This is a genomic window from Streptomyces doebereineriae (assembly GCF_031845645.1).
GTDB lineage: Bacteria > Actinomycetota > Actinomycetes > Streptomycetales > Streptomycetaceae > Streptomyces > Streptomyces canus.
On the sequence record NZ_JAVREZ010000001.1, the window covers coordinates 33,725 to 49,810 of the forward strand.

The 16,086-nt window shown below is 71.3% G+C and carries 14 protein-coding genes; 6 read left to right on the forward strand and 8 right to left on the reverse strand.

The annotated features are described in order from the left end of the window. Positions 1–5: 5 nt before the first annotated feature. From RNB18_RS00175 to RNB18_RS00185, 3 genes are read right to left on the reverse strand one after another with little or no spacing between them, the layout of a single operon-like run. Positions 6–2,390 carry a beta-galactosidase gene (locus RNB18_RS00175; RefSeq protein WP_311712058.1) on the reverse strand — a complete coding sequence of 795 codons (2,385 nt, stop codon included), beginning with the start codon at positions 2,388–2,390 and terminating at the stop codon, positions 6–8. After that, positions 2,390–4,147, reverse strand: coding sequence for a beta-galactosidase (locus RNB18_RS00180; protein ID WP_311712059.1), 1,758 nt, complete (start codon positions 4,145–4,147; stop codon positions 2,390–2,392). The genes RNB18_RS00175 and RNB18_RS00180 overlap by 1 nt, the downstream gene beginning before the upstream one ends. Before the next feature lie 29 nt (positions 4,148–4,176). Next, entirely contained in the window at positions 4,177–5,343 is a 1,167-nt protein-coding gene (locus RNB18_RS00185) for an MFS transporter (protein WP_311712060.1), read from the reverse strand. Positions 5,344–5,449: 106 nt separating this feature from the next. On the opposite strand from RNB18_RS00185, the gene RNB18_RS00190 reads away from it, so the two are divergent. The 3 genes from RNB18_RS00190 (at position 5,450) to RNB18_RS00200 (ending at position 7,626) form a co-directional block, all read left to right on the forward strand. Continuing rightward, positions 5,450–6,130, forward strand: a complete 681-nt coding sequence (locus RNB18_RS00190) for a helix-turn-helix transcriptional regulator (protein WP_311712061.1) — start codon at positions 5,450–5,452, stop codon at positions 6,128–6,130. Next, entirely contained in the window at positions 6,127–7,104 is a 978-nt protein-coding gene (locus RNB18_RS00195; RefSeq protein WP_311712062.1) for a threo-3-hydroxy-L-aspartate ammonia-lyase, read from the forward strand. Before RNB18_RS00190 ends, RNB18_RS00195 begins: the two co-directional genes overlap by 4 nt. 162 nt (positions 7,105–7,266) lie before the next feature. Next, entirely contained in the window at positions 7,267–7,626 is a 360-nt protein-coding gene (locus RNB18_RS00200; RefSeq protein WP_311712063.1) for a cupin domain-containing protein, read from the forward strand. Between the two features lie 27 nt (positions 7,627–7,653). On the opposite strand, the gene RNB18_RS00205 is transcribed toward RNB18_RS00200, so the two are convergent. After that, positions 7,654–8,628 (reverse strand): NAD(P)-dependent alcohol dehydrogenase, encoded by a 975-nt coding sequence (locus tag RNB18_RS00205; RefSeq protein WP_311712064.1) that lies wholly within the window; start codon positions 8,626–8,628, stop codon positions 7,654–7,656. A gap of 121 nt (positions 8,629–8,749) precedes the next feature. Between RNB18_RS00205 and RNB18_RS00210 the strand changes: the two genes are divergently transcribed. Further along, positions 8,750–9,451 (forward strand): SDR family oxidoreductase, encoded by a 702-nt coding sequence (locus RNB18_RS00210; protein ID WP_311712065.1) that lies wholly within the window; start codon positions 8,750–8,752, stop codon positions 9,449–9,451. Between the two features lie 732 nt (positions 9,452–10,183). Here the strand turns inward: RNB18_RS00210 and RNB18_RS00215 are convergent. The 4 genes from RNB18_RS00215 to RNB18_RS00230 all read right to left on the reverse strand — a co-directional run bounded on the left by RNB18_RS00215 (position 10,184) and on the right by RNB18_RS00230 (position 14,618). Then, positions 10,184–11,530, reverse strand: coding sequence for a vWA domain-containing protein (locus tag RNB18_RS00215; protein WP_311712066.1), 1,347 nt, complete (start codon positions 11,528–11,530; stop codon positions 10,184–10,186). Continuing rightward, complete coding sequence (locus RNB18_RS00220) at positions 11,527–12,384, reverse strand: AAA family ATPase (RefSeq protein WP_311712980.1); 858 nt, start codon at positions 12,382–12,384, stop codon at positions 11,527–11,529. The genes RNB18_RS00215 and RNB18_RS00220 overlap by 4 nt, the downstream gene beginning before the upstream one ends. A gap of 134 nt (positions 12,385–12,518) precedes the next feature. Beyond that, complete coding sequence (locus RNB18_RS00225) at positions 12,519–13,829, reverse strand: FtsX-like permease family protein (protein ID WP_311712067.1); 1,311 nt, start codon at positions 13,827–13,829, stop codon at positions 12,519–12,521. Between the two features lie 3 nt (positions 13,830–13,832). Next, positions 13,833–14,618 carry an ABC transporter ATP-binding protein gene (locus RNB18_RS00230; RefSeq protein ID WP_311712068.1) on the reverse strand — a complete coding sequence of 262 codons (786 nt, stop codon included), beginning with the start codon at positions 14,616–14,618 and terminating at the stop codon, positions 13,833–13,835. Positions 14,619–14,760: 142 nt separating this feature from the next. On the opposite strand from RNB18_RS00230, the gene RNB18_RS00235 reads away from it, so the two are divergent. Together RNB18_RS00235 and RNB18_RS00240 are read left to right on the forward strand one after the other, a co-directional pair. Then, on the forward strand, positions 14,761–15,405 hold the full coding sequence (locus RNB18_RS00235; protein WP_311712069.1) for a hypothetical protein: 645 nt from the start codon (positions 14,761–14,763) through the stop codon (positions 15,403–15,405). A gap of 54 nt (positions 15,406–15,459) precedes the next feature. Then, complete coding sequence (locus tag RNB18_RS00240; RefSeq protein ID WP_311712070.1) at positions 15,460–16,053, forward strand: hypothetical protein; 594 nt, start codon at positions 15,460–15,462, stop codon at positions 16,051–16,053. The last annotated feature ends 33 nt before the right edge of the window (positions 16,054–16,086 follow it).

Consider the following 16,086-nt stretch of genomic DNA (forward strand, 5'->3'; position numbering starts at 1 on the left):
GCAGGTCAGCCCGCCCGGACCGACCAGGTGTGCCCGGTGATCAACTCGGCGTGGGTGACGGCGGCCGTCTCCCGCTCACCACACGCCTGCTCCGGCAGATGCACCGGTGCCCCGGCGTGCAGTGGCAGCACCCGCAGCCGCAGCCCCTCGGCCCGCAGGGCCTCGGCGGGCAGCCGGTCCAGGCCGATGTCCCAGACCCGCCCCGAGCAGAACTGGTCGGCGACGAGCATGTCTCCCACGTACGCCCGCCCCACGTCCCCGCTCCAGTGCAGCCGCAGCAGCGTCCCGGGCGGCAGCGCGTCCGGCACCTCGACGCGGTACTCGGCGGCCACGGTGTCGAAGTACTTGTCGGCCGGCGCGCTCGCCCGGCCCTGGATCCCGGTGACGCTCTCCGGGGCGGGCCCGGCGGCCCGGACGAGGGTCACCTCCACCGCGGAGCCCTCGCCGGCCGACGCCTTCGGGACCGCGTAACGGGTGAACACCCCGTCCGCGACCGGCTCCGCCGTCACCCCGTCCACCACGGGCGCCCGCTCCGGTGCGGGGAGCACGGCGAACGACGTCGCCGTCCCCGAACCGTGCAGCCGTACCTCGTCCCGGTCGAAGACCACGCCGTCACCGCACAGCACCAGCCGCTCGGCACCCCATGCCAGGCCCCGGTAGGCCGTACGGGCGGTCGCCGCGTCCAGCACCAGCAGGCCGACCCGCCCGCCGTCTGCGGTGTCCACCTCCACCAGGGCGTCGGTGCCGGGACGCAGCCCGGTCACCAGCAGCCGGTCGCCGACCGGGGTGACGTCGCCGGTGGGCGTGCGCAGAGCCGACACCGTGGCCGTGTCCAGGGCGAGTTCGGGCGCGATGCCGTCCGTCGCGGTCAGCACCAGGACGGTACGGCCGTCGACGTCGACCGTGCACACCGGCTGGGCGGTGGCCCACTCCAGCCGCACACCGGCCACGTCGAGACGCAGCGGCCAGCAGAAGTACGCGCCGCTCGGAACCGTGACAGGAGTGCTGGGCAGGGTCAACTCGCCGCCGCTGGACGTGAATTCGACTGTGAACGAGGTCTCCGGGTGCTCCGGGAGCTGTTGGTGCGGCTGGTGGTTGTTGACGAACAGAAAGCCCGAGGTGCCGTCACCGCGCACCGCCCAGCGCAGGGTGTCCCGGTCGAACTGCCCCTCCGGCCGCCGCTCGGGCAGCGCCGACTCCATGGGGGCGATCAGGTGCCCGAAGTCGGCCAACAGCAGGTGCTGGAGCCGGAGTTCGTGGTACGTCCTTCGATACTGGCCGTACTCGCCGAGCGGTGCCTGGAAGTCGTACGTCAGGACGGGCAGGTCGTTCGGATAGCCGGTGGCGTGCGACTCCTGCAGGGTGCTGAGCTCACCCGCGGGGTTCGTGCCGCCGTGGAACATGTAGAAGCCCTGCCAGACCGAGCCGCAGCCGATCTTGGTGAGGCCGAGTGCGCCGATGTCGTCGGGGTCGACGTACGGCCGACGGTGGTACGACACCGCCATGCCGCCGCCCAACTCGCAGGTGGCCCAGGGGAATCGGTCCGCGAAGGCGTCGGGTTCGCTGCCCCGCACGCTGACCGGGCGCAGGTCGGATCCGATGCCCTCGTCGTCGCGCTGGTGGGTGAAGAAGAAGTGCTTGCGGCAGGTGTCGGGCCAGCCGCCGTCGGCCTCGGTCCAGAAGGCCTCGGTGTAGCCGCCGTAGAGCGGAAGCAGTTCGTCCGGCGGGAGTCGGACACCGCCCCAGGCGGTCGACGTCCACAGAGGCGCGCTCAGCCCGGCCTCCCGGGCCATCCGCTTCAGCGTCAGCAGGTGGCCGGGCTGGTCGTAGAGCTCGTTCTCGATCTGGATCGCCACGATCGGGCCGCCGTGGGCCCGGTCGAGGCCGCTCAACTGCTCGGCGATCGCGGCGAACCAGGGGCGTACGGCGTCCAGGTACACCGGGTCGTCGGTGCGGGGGGCGCAGTCGCGGGCCAGGACCCAGTCGGGCAGGCCGCCGTTCCGGACCTCCGCGTGCGACCAGGGGCCGACGCGGGGGATGAAGTCCAGGCCGTGGCGGGCGCACAGCTCGGCGAATCGGCGCAGGTCACGGTCGCCGTCGAAGCGGACGCGGCCCTCGATCTCCTCGTGGTGGATCCAGATGAGGTAACTGGCGACGGCGGTGACACCGCCCGCCTTCATCTTCAGCAGCTCCTCCTCCCACTCCCCGGCGGGGTAGCGGGAGTAGTGGAACTCACCGGAGACCGGGAACCAGGGCCGGCCGCCACGGGTGAGCCAACGGCTGGTCACCTCGATCGGGTCGGGCACCCCCGGGGCGTCCGCGAAGGGAAGGTGCCCGGTCAGCGGTGGCCCGGCGGGGGAGGGGACGCGCAGGTGGTGCGGGTGGGACATCAGTCGATCTCCGGTCCGAGGTCGGGCGTGTCGGTGAGCTGGGCGCGCGTGCCGGTGGTGGCGTGCAGCTCCAGCAGTACCAGTTCGTTGGTGCCGGGGCGGAGGACGGGCGCGGGGACGTACAGGGTGTACTGGGGGCCCCGGTTCCAGTAACGGCCGAGATGGAACCCGTTGACCCAGGCCTGGCCCTTGGTCCAGCCGGGCAGGGCGAGGAAGGTGTCGGCCGGGGTGTCCACCTCGAAGGTGCCCCGGTGGAAGGCGGGTACGGCGTCCGTGGTCGCCCCGGACGGGCCGAACGGCACGGCGGCCAGGTGGTCCAGGGGCACGGCCCGCGACTCCCAGCCACGCAGTTCGGCGCCCTGGAAGGACACCGGGCCGAGCAGCCCCTTGGGTGCCCCGATGCGCGGACCGTAGTTGACGCCGCCCATGTTCTCCACGAGGACTTCAAGGACGGCACCGGCGTGCGGCACCCGCACGGACAGGGTCTCGTCGTGCCGTTCCCGCTCCAGTACGCCGACGGAGGCGCCGTCCACGAAGATCTGCGCGCGGTCGCCGACCCCGCCCGGGAAGTGCAGCAGACCGTCGCCCGAGCCCGGAAGCGTGGTGCGGTAGAGCACGTAACCGGTGTGCACGCCCAGTTCGTTCATCGTCACCGGTGCCTCGGTGTTCGTCGACGACAGCCCGCGGACGTACGGCAGCAGCGGCGCCCGGTGATCCAGGTCGACGTCGGTGAGCGGGAGTTTGGGAGCGGGTGAGGGCGCCGGTTCGTCGGGCGTGGCCGTGTGGCGTGCGATCACCTCGCGGAACGCGTGGTACTTGGGGCCGGGGTCGCCGCTCTCGGTGAGCGGGGCGTCGTAGTCGTAGGACGTGACGGTGGGCTCGTAGGCGTGTTTGTGGTTGGCGCCGTTGGTGAAGCCGAAGTTGGTGCCGCCGTGGAACATGTAGATGTTGACCGAGGCCCCTGCCGCCAGCAGCCGGTCCAGGTCGGCCGCGGCATCGGCAGCCGGCCGTACATGGTGCGGGCCGCCCCAGTGGTCGAACCAGCCGATCCAGAACTCCGAGCACATCAGCGGGCCTCGGGGCTGGTGGGCGCGGAGCGCGGCCAGGTTCTCCTCGACCCGGCTGCCGAAGGTGACCGTGGCGAGCGTGCCCGGCAGGGTGCCGGCCGCCAGGTGCTCGGAGTTGGCCTGGTCGCAGGTGTACAGCAGTTCCTCGACGCCGCGGTCCCGCAGCGCCTGCTGGACGTGCTTGAGATACGCGGTGTCGTCGCCGTACGCCCCGTACTCGTTCTCCACCTGTACGGCGATCACCGGGCCGCCGTGCGCGGCCATGAACGGCCGCAGCGCGGGCAGGAGTCGGTCGAGGTAGCCGTCGAACGCCGCCGTGAAACGGGGGTCGCTGCTGCGCAGCCGGATGTCGGGGTCCGCGAGCAGCCAGGCGGGCAGACCGCCGTCGTCCCACTCGGCGCAGATGAACGGCCCCGGGCGCAGCAGGACATGCAGACCCTCATCCTGGGCGAGGCGCAGCCAGCGGGGCAGATCGAGGAAGCCGTCCAGGACCAGGGTGCCGGGTTCGGGCTCGTGGAGGTTCCACGGCAGATACGTCTCGATCGTGTTGAGACCCATCAGACGGGCCTTGCGCAGCCGGTCGGTCCACTGGTCGGGATGGATCCGGAAGTAGTGCATGGCCCCGGAGATGATCCGGAACGGCTCGCCGTGCAGGAGGAAACCGTCGGAGGACGTTGTCAGAGCGGGCATGCGGGGCATCCCTTCGAGTCAGCGGGAGTTCAGCGAGTCCGGGTACTGCGGATGAGCCAGAGCGTGGCGGCGAGACACACCGCGGAGACACCGCTCAGCAGGAGCGGAACGGCCCGGATCCCGGACCATTCGATGGCCTTGCCCAGCGCCGGGCCGGCCGCCACACCGCCGATCATCGAGGCGGCGATGACCAGCGCGCCGGCGCGTCGGGCGCCGGGGGCGGCCCGGTGCAGCCAGGGCAGACCGGTGGGGAAGATCGGCGCGATGAACAGACCGACACCGGCATACGCGTACGGCGCCAACTCCCGTACGGACGCCAGCAGAAGACAGACCGTCATACCCGTGCAGGACACGGTGATGATGGCCTGTGCCGAGTACCGCAGCGCGATCGGGGCGACCAGGAAGCGGCCCACCGTCATCATCAGCCAGTAGACGGAGGTGGCGGTCGCGGCCACTCCGGCGCCGTATCCCACGGTCTGCAGATGGGTGGGTTCCCAGCCGCCGACGCCCGCCTCGATGCCTACGTGCAGGACGTAGAGGGCGACGAACACGGAGAGCACGGAGGCCAGGCTGCGGCCGAGAGCGCCGGGGGAGTCGGGAGCCGTGCCGGACGGCTGGGGCGCCCCGTCCCGTACGCCCTTCAGGCACAGCAGCAAGGGCAGGTTGGCGAGCGCGAAGCCGAGGAAGACCGCCGGATAGTGTCCGGCACCCACCACACCGATCAGCGCCGGACCCAGGATCGCGCCCACGCCGAAGTGCGCGTTGAGAATATTCAGCATCGCGGTGGAACGGTGGCCGAAGCCGACCGCGAACAGCTGGTTCAGGCCGTAGTCGATGCCACCGAAGCCGAGACCGGCGAGCAGTGCGGCGGTCAGGGCGGTGGGCCAGTTCGGCGCGAGCGCGAAGCCCGCCGCACCGACGGCCATCAGCAGGTACGAGGCGCCCAGGATCCTCCGATTGCCGATCCGGCCGAAGAGCCGGTCGAACAGCAGGACCCCGGCGACCCCGCCGACGAAATGGGCGCTGAGACCGAGTCCGGCTCCCGACGGAGACAACCCGAACTCCTCGCGGAGCGCGGGGATCGCCGGGCCGTACAGCGCCTGGAGCGCGCCGATGAGCACGAACCCGACGCAGGAGGCGACCACGGCGGCCGGGCTGAAGACCGGAGTGCGCGGGGGCGCCAGTGTGGAGGACATGGACGTTGATGTTACCGGTAACATGGCGACCGTCAAGATCCCCGAAGAAACAGGGAGGGGCGTTCGGAATTGGACTGTTGGTCCAGTGTCTGGACTGTTAGTCTAGATGGACTGTCGGAGGTGGGAGGACGCGATGGAGGTCGAGCGGGACGCGATCATCGCCGCGCTCACATCGGTCGTCGACGGGATCGCGGCGACCTTCGGGCCGGTGTGCGAGGTGGTGTTGCACGACTACCGCAGGCCGGAGAACTCGGTGGTGGCCATCGCCGGTTCGGTGACCGGGCGCAGAGTCGGCGGGGCGATGAGCGAGATCGGCCTGCGGATGGTCGCCCGTGGCGACGAGGCGGCCGACGAGCTGAACTACGTCACCCGGACCGATGCCGGCAAGCTGGTCAAGTCGTCGACGATGCTGCTGCGGGACTCCTCGGGCGCGGTCTTCGGCGCGCTGTGCGTCAATGTCGACGTCACCGCGGCGAGCGAGGTCCACGCCCTGCTGGGAGCCCTGGCCGGGACCGGCACAGCCCCCGAGGAGCCGCCCGTCACCACCTTCGGTGACGACATCGACTCCGTCGTCGACGTCATGCTCGACGCGCACCGGCATCAGTCGTGGGCGCTGCTCGACCGCTCCGGGCGCCTGGACCTGTTCCGCAGCCTGGACGAACGGGGTGTGTTCGCGGTCCGGCGGGCGATCGAGCAGGTGGCCGGACGGCTCGGTATCTCGCGCGCCTCCGCCTACAGCTACCTCTCCCAGTCCCGGAAACAGGCGAACACTGGAGGGCACTCGTGACGACCACCACCCCGCCGGTCACCCCGGACGACGTCCAGGACGCGGCCACCCGGCTCAAAGGCGTCGCGCACCGCACACCGGTGCTGCGCTCACGGACCCTCGACACGCTGGTCGGCGCCGAGGTCTTCCTCAAGTGCGAGAACTTCCAGCGGGTCGGCGCCTTCAAGTTCCGCGGCGCCTACAACGCGGCCTCCCGGCTGACCCCGGAGCAACTGACCCGGGGCATCGCCGCCTACTCCTCGGGGAACCACGCCCAGGCAGTCGCCCTGGCCGCCCGCGAGCTCGGCACCACCGCGGTGATCGTCATGCCCGAGGACGCCCCACCCTCCAAGCGGGCGGCCACCGAGGGCTACGGCGCCGAGATCGTCACCTACGACCGCTACACCGGCGACCGCGTGGCCATCGCCGAGGCCCTGGCCGCCGAGCGGGGTCTGGCACTCATCCCGCCGTACGAACACCCGCACGTGATGGCGGGACAGGGCACGGCAGCCCTCGAACTCCTGGAGGAGACAGGCGAGTTGGGCGCGCTGCTCACGCCGGTCGGAGGCGGCGGTCTGATGGCGGGCAGCGCGACCGCCGCCAAGGGCCTGCACCCGGGTATCCGCATGGTCGGTGTGGAACCGGAGGCCGGCGACGACACCAAGCGGTCCCTGGAGGCGGGGCGGCGCATCAGCATCCCGGTACCGAAGACCATCGCCGACGGACAGGCCCTGCACACGCCCGGCGAGTTGACCTTCTCGGTGAACCGGCGGTTGGTCGACGAGATCGTGCTGGTCTCCGACGACGAGATCCGCGACGCCATGCGGTTCGCCTTCGAGCGGCTGAAGATCGTCATCGAGCCGAGCGGCGCGACCCCGCTGGCCGCCCTGCTCAGCGGCCGGGTGAGCGGCCTGCCGGACCGGGTCGGTGTGATCGTCTCCGGCGGCAATGTCGACGCGGAGCGCTTCGCGCGGCTCTGTGCGAGCGAGGTCTGAGCGGGCGGGGCCTGAGCGGGCGTCCTCACTCGAATGGCAGGCCGGACTGGACAGGCGGACGATGGAGTGGTGGGGCTGGGCCGCCGCCAATGCCGTCCAGGAGGGCGGGAGACGGAGACCGGCCTCGGCCGTACCTAAACACGGCCGGAAGGGAGAGCCGTCATGTTTGAGGTGAAGACGCTCGACAAGCCGGACGAGCGCCGCGATTTCCCGCGTGGCCACCTCGAAGCGGTCCACATGAGCGGACTGGACTTCGCCGTGGGCACGTTCGAACCAGGTTGGCGCTGGTCCGAGTCCGTTTCGCCCATCGCGGGCACCAAGAGCTGCGAGGTCCACCACAACGGCTATGTGGTCCAGGGCCGCATGCACATCGTCATGGACGAAGGCGGCGAGGGCGAATTGGGCCCCGGCGACATCTTCGTGGTGGCACCCGGGCACGACGCCTGGGTCGTCGGCGACGAGCAGTGCGTGGTCTACGACTTCGCGGGCGGCATGGCGAAGGACTACGCGAAGGGCAAGTGAGGTACACCCGTTCCGTACCGTCACCTCTCACACCGTGACGACGATCTTCGCGCGTGCGTGCTCCACCTCCAGATGCCGTATGGCCTCGGCCGCCTCGCCGAGTGGATACGTCCGCTCGACGGCCGGGGCGATCTTTCCTGCCTCGGCGAGTTCGCGCAGGGCGGTGAGGTTCTCCTTGCTCGCCCTGGCCAGGAGCTGAAGCACACGTTGGCGTACAAAGGGAGAGACCAGGCGTCCGCCCACCAGGAGCCGCATCGGGCCGAGGACGCTGCCGCCCTCGTAGACACCGCCGCCGGACAGGACGATGGTGCCGGTGGGAGTCGTCGCGCGCCGCAGATCGCCCAGGGAACGATTGCCCACCAGGTCCAGTACGACGTCGTAGCGGCGTCCGGCGCGGGCGAAGTCCTCCCTGGTGTAGTCGACGACCTGGTCCGCCCCGAGCGACCCGACGAGCTCGACGTTGCGCGCGCCGCACACAGCGGTCACCTCGGTGCCGTACGCCTTCGCGATCTGTATGGCGAAGCTGCCCACGCCACCCGACGCGCCGTTCACCAGGACGGACTGTCCGGCCCGGAGCCCGGCCACGTCCCGCAGTCCGATGAGCGCGGTGTTCGCGGCCAGTGGCATCGCGGCCGCCTGTTCGAAGGAGAGGCCGGCGGGCTTGAGGTCCGTCTCACTGTCCTTGGCGCAGACGAACTCGGCGAACGTCCCGTCCGCCTCGCCGTACACCTCGTCGCCCGGACGCAGCCCCTTGACCCGGTCACCGACCGCCTCGACGCGGCCGGCGAAGTCCCGGCCCCTGATCCGCACCTTCGGCGCGCGCGGCCCGAACGACAGCCGGGCGATCTTCGGGTCGCCGTGCAGGTAGTGCCAGTCGTAGGCGTTCACCGAGGCCGCGTGCACCCGGACGAGCACCTCGTCGGCGGCCGGCACCGGCTGCTCGACCTCCCTCAGCTCCAGTGTGTCCGCCGAGCCGTACCGGTCCTGGACGACTGCCTTCATGCGACCCCCTCCGTCGTTCCGGAGCGTAGGGAAGAGGCCTCGCCTTGCCATCGGAAACCGATCGGTCTACTCTGCTGACGTAGGTAAACCGATCAGTTTCTCGATGTTCCTGGAGACTCGCATGACCACCATCGAAGGTTCCGTCGCCCTGGTCACCGGCGGCAGCCGCGGCATCGGCCGGGCCCTGGTGTCCGCCCTGTACGAGCGCGGTGCGAAGAAGGTGTACGCCACCGCCCGCGACCCGCGGACCGTCACGCACCCCGACGCCTTCCCGCTGGCGCTCGAGGTGAGCGACGCGGCCTCCGTCGCGGCCGCCGCCGAACAGGCCCAGGACGTCACCCTGCTGATCAACAACGCGGGCGCGTCCGTGAACGCCGGCTTCCTGGACGCACCCGTCGAGGACGTCCGCCGCGAGTTCGAGACCAACTTCTACGGCCCGCTCCTCGTCACCCGGGCCTTCGTCCCGGTCATCGAGCGCAACGGCGGCGGCCACATCCTGAACGTCCACTCGGTGCTGTCGTGGCTCGGCGTCGCCGGTTCCTACAGCGCGTCCAAGGCCGCCCTGTGGTCGCAGACCAACTCCCTGCGCCTGGACCTGAGGCCACGCGGCATCGAGGTCACCGGCCTGCATGTCGGGTACGTCGACACGGACATGACCGCGAAGATCGACGCCCCGAAGGTCACCCCCGAGAGCGTGGCCGCACAGGCCCTCGACGGCATCGAGGCCGGCGCCTACGAGGTGCTCGCCGACGATCTGACTCGCCAGGTGAAGGCAGGACTCGCCGCTGATCTCGCCGCGCTGTATCCGCAGTTGGCGGCCTGAACGACCTGGACGTGCACGGGACGGTCCGCGCCGATGGATGCTCGGACCGGCCGGATACCGGCCCGCCCCTCTTCCGGACTGCCGAGCTCGGGTCGCCGACGCGGCTGGTCCTGGGCGGCGATGGCGTGGCCGTTGGTCTGGCCGAGCCGACGAGGAGTCCGGCGGTCATCCGGACCGGAGTGCTCCGCGCGTGACTCCCCGGCGCGGCTGGTCCTTGGCGGCGACGGTCTGGGCGGCCGTGCGAGGGGTCCGGTGGCGGTCGTCCGGGCCGTGGGTGGGGGTCGCCGGTCGGGTGTTGCGGTGCGGGGAGGTGCTCCGCCTGGCGCACGGGTGTTGCCCCGGCGCCCCGTGGTCGGGCTCGGTTTCCCGGAACGTCTGGTTTAGGGGTGGGTGTGGGTGAGCCCGCGAGGAGTTCGGCGGGCGTCCCCGGGACCGTGGGCGGGATCGCCGACCGGGTGTCGCGGTGCGGGGCCCGGGAGGTGCTCCGCGCGCGGCGGACGGGTGTGGCTGTCATCCGGACCGGTGCTCCGCCCCCTGCGCACAGGTGCCGCCCCTTCACCCACGGTCGGGCGGTGTGGGTGAACCTGCGAGGAGTCCGGATCCGGTCGGTGGGTCCGGGACCTGTTCCGCTTCTGGCGCACAGGTGTCGCCCGGCGCGTGGAACGCGGCGGTCCTGAGCCGGGCGTCCGCGCCGGCGGCCATGGTGGTGAGTTCGTCGGCGCCGGCCTCGGGTCAGATCGGCAGCAGTCGTCCCACCAGCGCACTGAGCTGCCGGACATTACGGCACTCGTGCATCTCCACCGACTCGGCGTACTCGTACGCGGCCGAGTCGCCCGTGCCCCACTGCGCACGCGCCTCCGGGTTCAACCAGTAGACGCGGCGCGCCCGTTCGGTGATCTCCCGTACGGCGGGCAGGTTCGGGTCGCTCATGTTGGTGCGGGCGTCACCGAGCACGAACACCGTCGTGCGCGGGCTCAGCGCATCCCCGTACAGCGACGCGAACTCGCCGAGCGCCACGCCGTAGTCGCTGCTGCCGTGCCACCCCGTCAGCGTGGCCTCGGCCCGGATGCGGGCGCCGAGTCCCTCCGGGTCGGCCGCGCCGTGTTCGAGGAGCCGGGTGATCTCGTCGAGCCGGTTGACGAAGGCGAACACCCGCACCTTGCTGAACTGATCGTGCAGCGCCTGCACCAGCAGCATCGTGAAGTCCGAGAACCCCGACACCGAGCCCGACACATCGCACAGCAGCACCAGTTCGGGCCGGGCCGGCCTGCGTCGCCGCAGGACCGGTTTCATCGGCACCCCGCCCGTGGACAGCGAACCGCGCAGAGTCCGCCGTAGATCGATACTGCCCCGCGCGGCACGGCGACGACGGGCCGCGAGCCGGGTGGCGAGCTTGCGGGCCAACGGCTGCACCGTGCGCCGCAGTTCGGCCAGCCGGTCCTTCCCGGCGAACAGGAAGTCGACCCGGTCCGTCGTCGGGGCCACCGCCCGCCGCGCGATCTCGTCCCTGCCCCGCCGCTCGGCGACCCGCCGCCGGGCCTCCGCCGCCACCAGCGCGCGGAACGCCTCGATGCGCCGCCGGAGCTCGTCCTCAAGGAGCCGGTCCGTGAACCCGGACATGCCCTGCTGCCCCCGGACGTCGTCGCGGACGCGCGCGAGCAGCGTCTGCGGGCGCAGCCGATCGAGGGTCTGGTACGACGACCAGCCGTCCGACGCGGGGGAGTTGCCGTATCCGCCGAACCCGTCGACCGCCTCCGCCGCCAGCCGGGCCATCTGGGTCTCGTCGTTCGCGGCAAGGGCCTTGGCGAGGCGCTCGCGCAGGTCGCCCCGGTCCCCGGAGGTCTCTTCGGGGGCGCCGACGCCCCGCGGGAAGTACAGGTCGAAGACCGGGTCGAACACCTGCCGTTGGGCCGTGCCGTGCAGCAGGGTCGCCGCCAGGCCCTCCCGCAGTCGTTCCCGGTCCGCGAAGCCCAGCGCCTCGACCGCCCGGGCCGCGTCCACGGTCTCGCCGGTCCCGATGCGGACGCCGTGCGCGCGCAGGGCACCGACGAGGGAGGTGAGCCGCTCGGCGGTGCTCACACCGCGTCCAGGTCGAGCTTGGCCCCCGCCTTGAGGATGTCGTCCTGATGCTTGAGCAGCACGCCCAGACTGTCCCGTACGACCGTCTCGTCGAGGTGGTCCGCGCCGAGCGCGAGCAGTGTGCGCGCCCAGTCGATGGTTTCCGCGACCGAGGGCACCTTGCGCAGGTCCATGGCCCTGAGCGCCCCCACGACCCGGACCACGGACTTCGCCAGCGCCTCGTCCAGGCCCGGCACCCTCAGCCGTACGATCCGCCGCTCCAGCTCCTCCTCGGGGAACCCGATGTGCAGGAACAGGCAGCGGCGGCGCAGGGCCTCCGACAGTTCGCGGCTGGCGTTGGAGGTGAGGACGACGAAGGGACGGCGGGACGCGGTGATCGTGCCCAGCTCGGGAACCGTGACCTGGAAGTCGCTGAGCACCTCGAGGAGCAGGCCCTCGACCTCGACGTCCGCCTTGTCGGTCTCGTCTATCAGCAGCACCTTGGGCTCGTCGCCGCGGATCGCCGTGAGCAGGGGCCGGGGGAGCAGGAACTCCTCGCTGAAGATGTCCGTGCGCGCCTCGTCCCAGGTCTCGTCGCGCCCCGCGCTGATCCGCAGGAGCTGCTTGGCGTGGTTCCACTCGTACAACGCCCGGGACTCGTCCACACCCTCGTAGCACTGCAACCGGACCAGCCGGGCCTGCGCGACCTCGGCCACCGCCTTGGCCAGCTCCGTCTTGCCGACCCCGGCGGGGCCCTCGACCAGGAGCGGCTTGCCGAGGCGGTCGGCGAGGAAGACGGTGGTCGCGACCGCGGGCGAGGCGAGGTAGCCGGTCTCGGCGAGGCGTGCGGAGACGTCGTCGACGGATGTGAACAGCAACGGGGCCTCCTGCGCGCGCGAACTCATGTCCGCCAACTATCTAAGCGCTTGTTCACCCATCCTGTCACGTGGTGCGAGAGGCGCAGCAGGAAAGGGGGCGTCACCGAAGTGACGCCCCCGACCGCTGCTCCTCACGCTGCCACCCCCACCGCCTCCACCGCCGGAGTGCGCAGCACCCTGCGGGCCGTGACCAGGCCCGTCCCGATCGTCGCGGCCGCCGCGATCGACGCCACCGCCAGCCAGATGCCGAGGCCCTGGTGGGGCAGCACCGTGTCGGAGCGCACGACCGTGAACGGAATGATCCCGGCCAGCGCCGCCACCGTGCCGAAGCACAGTCCGACGGCCGTGAGGACCAGCCCTTCCACGCCCACCGTGCCCAGCACCTGCCCCGGGGTCGCCCCGGCGAGGCGCTGCTGCCCGAACTCCCGTCGGCGGTAAGTCGTCGCCGCGTACAGCGAGTTGACCAGCATCACACAGACGAACACCACGATGATGCCGACGACCGTGAGGTTCAGTGTCTGAAGGTTCTTCGCGTCTACGGTCCTGACCGCGCCCGAGGTCCTCATGGCGTCGCTCTCCACGCCCTGCATGTACAGCGTGGCGACGGACACCGCCGTGAACAGGATCAGCGACATCAGGATCCCGGACAGGTGGTCCGCCCGCCGGCGCAGGTTCCGCACGGCCAGCCAGCCGCTCGAGCCGGTCAGTGGCATCCGGTCCAGGACACCCTTCAGCAGTCGCGGCGCCAGCAGTGCGAACCCCACTGACAGCAGGATCGCCCCGTACGCCGGTGTCGCCATGAGTGCCTCGTCCGTCGCCGAGAAGGCGAAGGTGGAGGTCGCCGACGCGGCACCGATGCCGAGAGCCGCGTACGCGAGGAACGTCCGCGCCCGGCCGCGACGTCGACGGGCGCGCGTGGCCCGCCGTACGGCGAGGAAGGCGGCGCCCGCCGCGGCGACCAGCGTGATGTCGACACCCGACAGCAGCGCGACGGGGCCGAAGGAGTGGTCGACCGAACCGGCGACCTGCCCACTGTCCTGGAAGGCGTCCAGCAGGGCCTGTCCGCCGAGCATCGCCGGACCGATCGCCAGCACGGCACCGATCAGGGCGACGGCCACGGCCTCACCCACGACCATCCGCCTGATCTGCCCCGGAGTCGCCCCCGAGCAGCGCAGCAGCTCCAACTCACCCGCGCGCTGGCGGACGTTGACCGTCAGCGTCGAGGCCACGGCGAAGAACACCAGGAGGGTGCCGTAGCCGCCGACGACACTCGCGGACGTGGTCAGCGTGTCCGAGCTCACCGGGTCCACACCCGGCCGGCCCGCCGTGTCGTACAGCGAGTTGAACGTCATGATGATCCCCGCGCCCAGGAAGGCGGCCAGCAGTGTCGCGAGGAACCGTCCGGGCCGTTGCCCTATCGACCGCATCGCCAGCATGAACATCGCTCACACCCCCGCCGTCACGTCGTCGCCCAGGTGCGCGAGGCGCTCGGCCACCGCGTCCGGTGTCGGTGCGTCCATCCGGCCCGCGAGCCGGCCGTCCGCGAGGAACACCACGGAGCCCGCGTAGGAGGCGGCGACCGGGTCGTGGGTCACCATCACCACGGTCCGGCCGTGCACCCGCACCGCCTCCTGCAGCAGCCGCAGCACATCCCGCGCACTACGGGTGTCCAGGGCGCCCGTCGGCTCGTCCGCGAAGATCACCCGAGGGTCCGTGACCAGGGCGCGGGCGATGGCGACCCGCTGCTTCTGACCGCCGGAGAGCTGGTCGGGACGATGGCCGAGGCGGTCGCCGAGCCCGACGGAGGTGAGGACCTCCTCCGCCCTCCTCCGGTCGACCTTCCGGCCCGCGAGCTTCAGCGGCAGCACCGTGTTCTGCGCGACCGTCAGCGTCTCCAGCAGGTTGTACTGCTGGAACACGAACCCGACCCGCCCGCGCCGGAACCTCGTCAGCTCCGCCTCGCCACCGCCCGTCAGCTCCGTGCCGTCCACCTGCACGATCCCGCTGTCCGGCCGGTCGAGACCGGCCGCGCACTGCAGCAGCGTGGACTTGCCGGATCCCGACGGCCCCATCACCGCGGTGAAGGTGCCCCGGCCGAGGCTCAGCGTGATCCCGTCCAGGGCGGTCACGGCACTGTCGTCGGTGCCGTAGGTCCTGGTGACCTTCACCAGCCGCAGCGCCTCGGCGGCGGGTCCCGTGTCGTGCCTGCGTCGTGAGCCTGAGCGAAACATCGTCGTCCCCCTTCGTCCGGCACGCCGTGTGCCTCACTCAAGAAGCTACGGAGCCGCGGGCCGGGGCACATGGGGCGCAGAACCCGTCTTCCGGGGTGTACTCAGTGACACCCTCCGGGCGGATACGGCAGGGTTGATCGCCATGACCGACGGAACAGCCTGGCTCGCCGAACCCCAGTCCATCGCCCACGGCGGCTACAGCGTGGTGATCGCCCCCGACCTCGAGTCGGAATCGCTGGCGAGAAGGATCGCCGAGACGGCCCGGGGACCGTACCGGCCCCGCCTGATCGGGGAGTTGACCGGCCGCCAGGTGCAGGACCTGCTGGAAGGCCTCTACGGAGAGGTCCGCGGGGGCATCGCCCTGCGCCACGGCGAGCTCGACGAGTGGTCCTACGTCATCAAGTACGGGGGCTGGCAGGGCGAGTTCGGCTCCGCCGGCCGACCGGTCGACCGGGGCGGGCTGCACGTCTTCCACCTGGAGTACGAGGAGGAGAACGGCAAGCCGGTGCCCCCGCGTTTCACCTACCGCCACGACGAGAACCTGATGTGCGCGTTCAACCTGCACCTCGACGGCAGCTGGGCTCAGGGCAGTCCCGAGGGCGACCCCGAGGTGGTCGCCGCCGTCCAGGAACGGCTCACCGCCGCCGGACTGCCCGACGACGACCTGGACCGCCGTGCCGTGCACCGGGCCTGCCTGGAGGTCGTCCAGCGGCACTTCGGCCTCACTCTGCCCCGCGAGCGGATCCTGGAGGACACCCTGCCGACGCTCCTGCTGACCGCGCCGTGACCCTCGAACGCCGACGGCGGTCGGTTGTCAGTGGGGCGCTGTACGTTTCCGGGCATGGGGATCTATCTGGTGAGCGTGGCTGCGCGGGAGTGGTTCGACGCGGACGAGGAGGAGGGCCGGGGGGCCGTCGCCGCGGGGCTGAACGAGGAACTGCGCCGCCGGGGGCTGCCGCCGTACGGGTCCGTGCCCGAAGACACTGAGTTCGTCCGTGGGTCGGGGCTGCAGTTCGAGGAGAAGCTGGTGCCGTCCATGGACGGCTTCCTGCGGCTGGCGCGTGAGCATCTGGCGCCCTCCGAGCCGGAGGCCCTCCTCGACTGGTCGGTGTTGGTGCCGGTGTCGCTCGACGTGGAGGTCGAACTGCCCGTCGAGTCCTCCTACTCGGACACCACGGTGATCGCCGGAGCCCCGCAGATCCTCGACCTCGCGCGCCGGCTGGCCGAGGCCGTGCGCCTGCCCCTCGACGAGATACCTGAAGCCTGCGACAACCTCGACCTCACCACGTGGTTCCTGGACGGCGAGGCGAAGCGGGTGGCGGCCGCCCGGCCCGGACCGTGGGGCGAGGACCTGGACGCGGCGTTCTATGTGGCGCTGTATCTGCGCGCCGCCCAGCACTCGCTGCGGCGGGGGTGTCCGATCGTCTACTGCTGACGTCACCCCGGCTGTGCAGCAGAAGTAGATACA

What these genes read in the sequence shown, in the direction of transcription:
- RNB18_RS00235 (WP_311712069.1), top strand. Translation starts at nt 14,761, where the DNA reads ATGACCGACGGAACAGCCTGGCTCGCCGAACCCCAGTCCATCGCCCAC.
- RNB18_RS00210 (WP_311712065.1), top strand. Translation starts at nt 8,750, where the DNA reads ATGACCACCATCGAAGGTTCCGTCGCCCTGGTCACCGGCGGCAGCCGC.
- RNB18_RS00190 (WP_311712061.1), top strand. Translation starts at nt 5,450, where the DNA reads ATGGACTGTCGGAGGTGGGAGGACGCGATGGAGGTCGAGCGGGACGCG.
- RNB18_RS00185 (WP_311712060.1), bottom strand. Translation starts at nt 5,343, where the DNA reads ATGTCCTCCACACTGGCGCCCCCGCGCACTCCGGTCTTCAGCCCGGCC.
- RNB18_RS00230 (WP_311712068.1), bottom strand. Translation starts at nt 14,618, where the DNA reads ATGTTTCGCTCAGGCTCACGACGCAGGCACGACACGGGACCCGCCGCC.
- RNB18_RS00180 (WP_311712059.1), bottom strand. Translation starts at nt 4,147, where the DNA reads ATGCCCGCTCTGACAACGTCCTCCGACGGTTTCCTCCTGCACGGCGAG.
- RNB18_RS00225 (WP_311712067.1), bottom strand. Translation starts at nt 13,829, where the DNA reads ATGTTCATGCTGGCGATGCGGTCGATAGGGCAACGGCCCGGACGGTTC.
- RNB18_RS00175 (WP_311712058.1), bottom strand. Translation starts at nt 2,390, where the DNA reads ATGTCCCACCCGCACCACCTGCGCGTCCCCTCCCCCGCCGGGCCACCG.
- RNB18_RS00240 (WP_311712070.1), top strand. Translation starts at nt 15,460, where the DNA reads ATGGGGATCTATCTGGTGAGCGTGGCTGCGCGGGAGTGGTTCGACGCG.
- RNB18_RS00205 (WP_311712064.1), bottom strand. Translation starts at nt 8,628, where the DNA reads ATGAAGGCAGTCGTCCAGGACCGGTACGGCTCGGCGGACACACTGGAG.
- RNB18_RS00200 (WP_311712063.1), top strand. Translation starts at nt 7,267, where the DNA reads ATGTTTGAGGTGAAGACGCTCGACAAGCCGGACGAGCGCCGCGATTTC.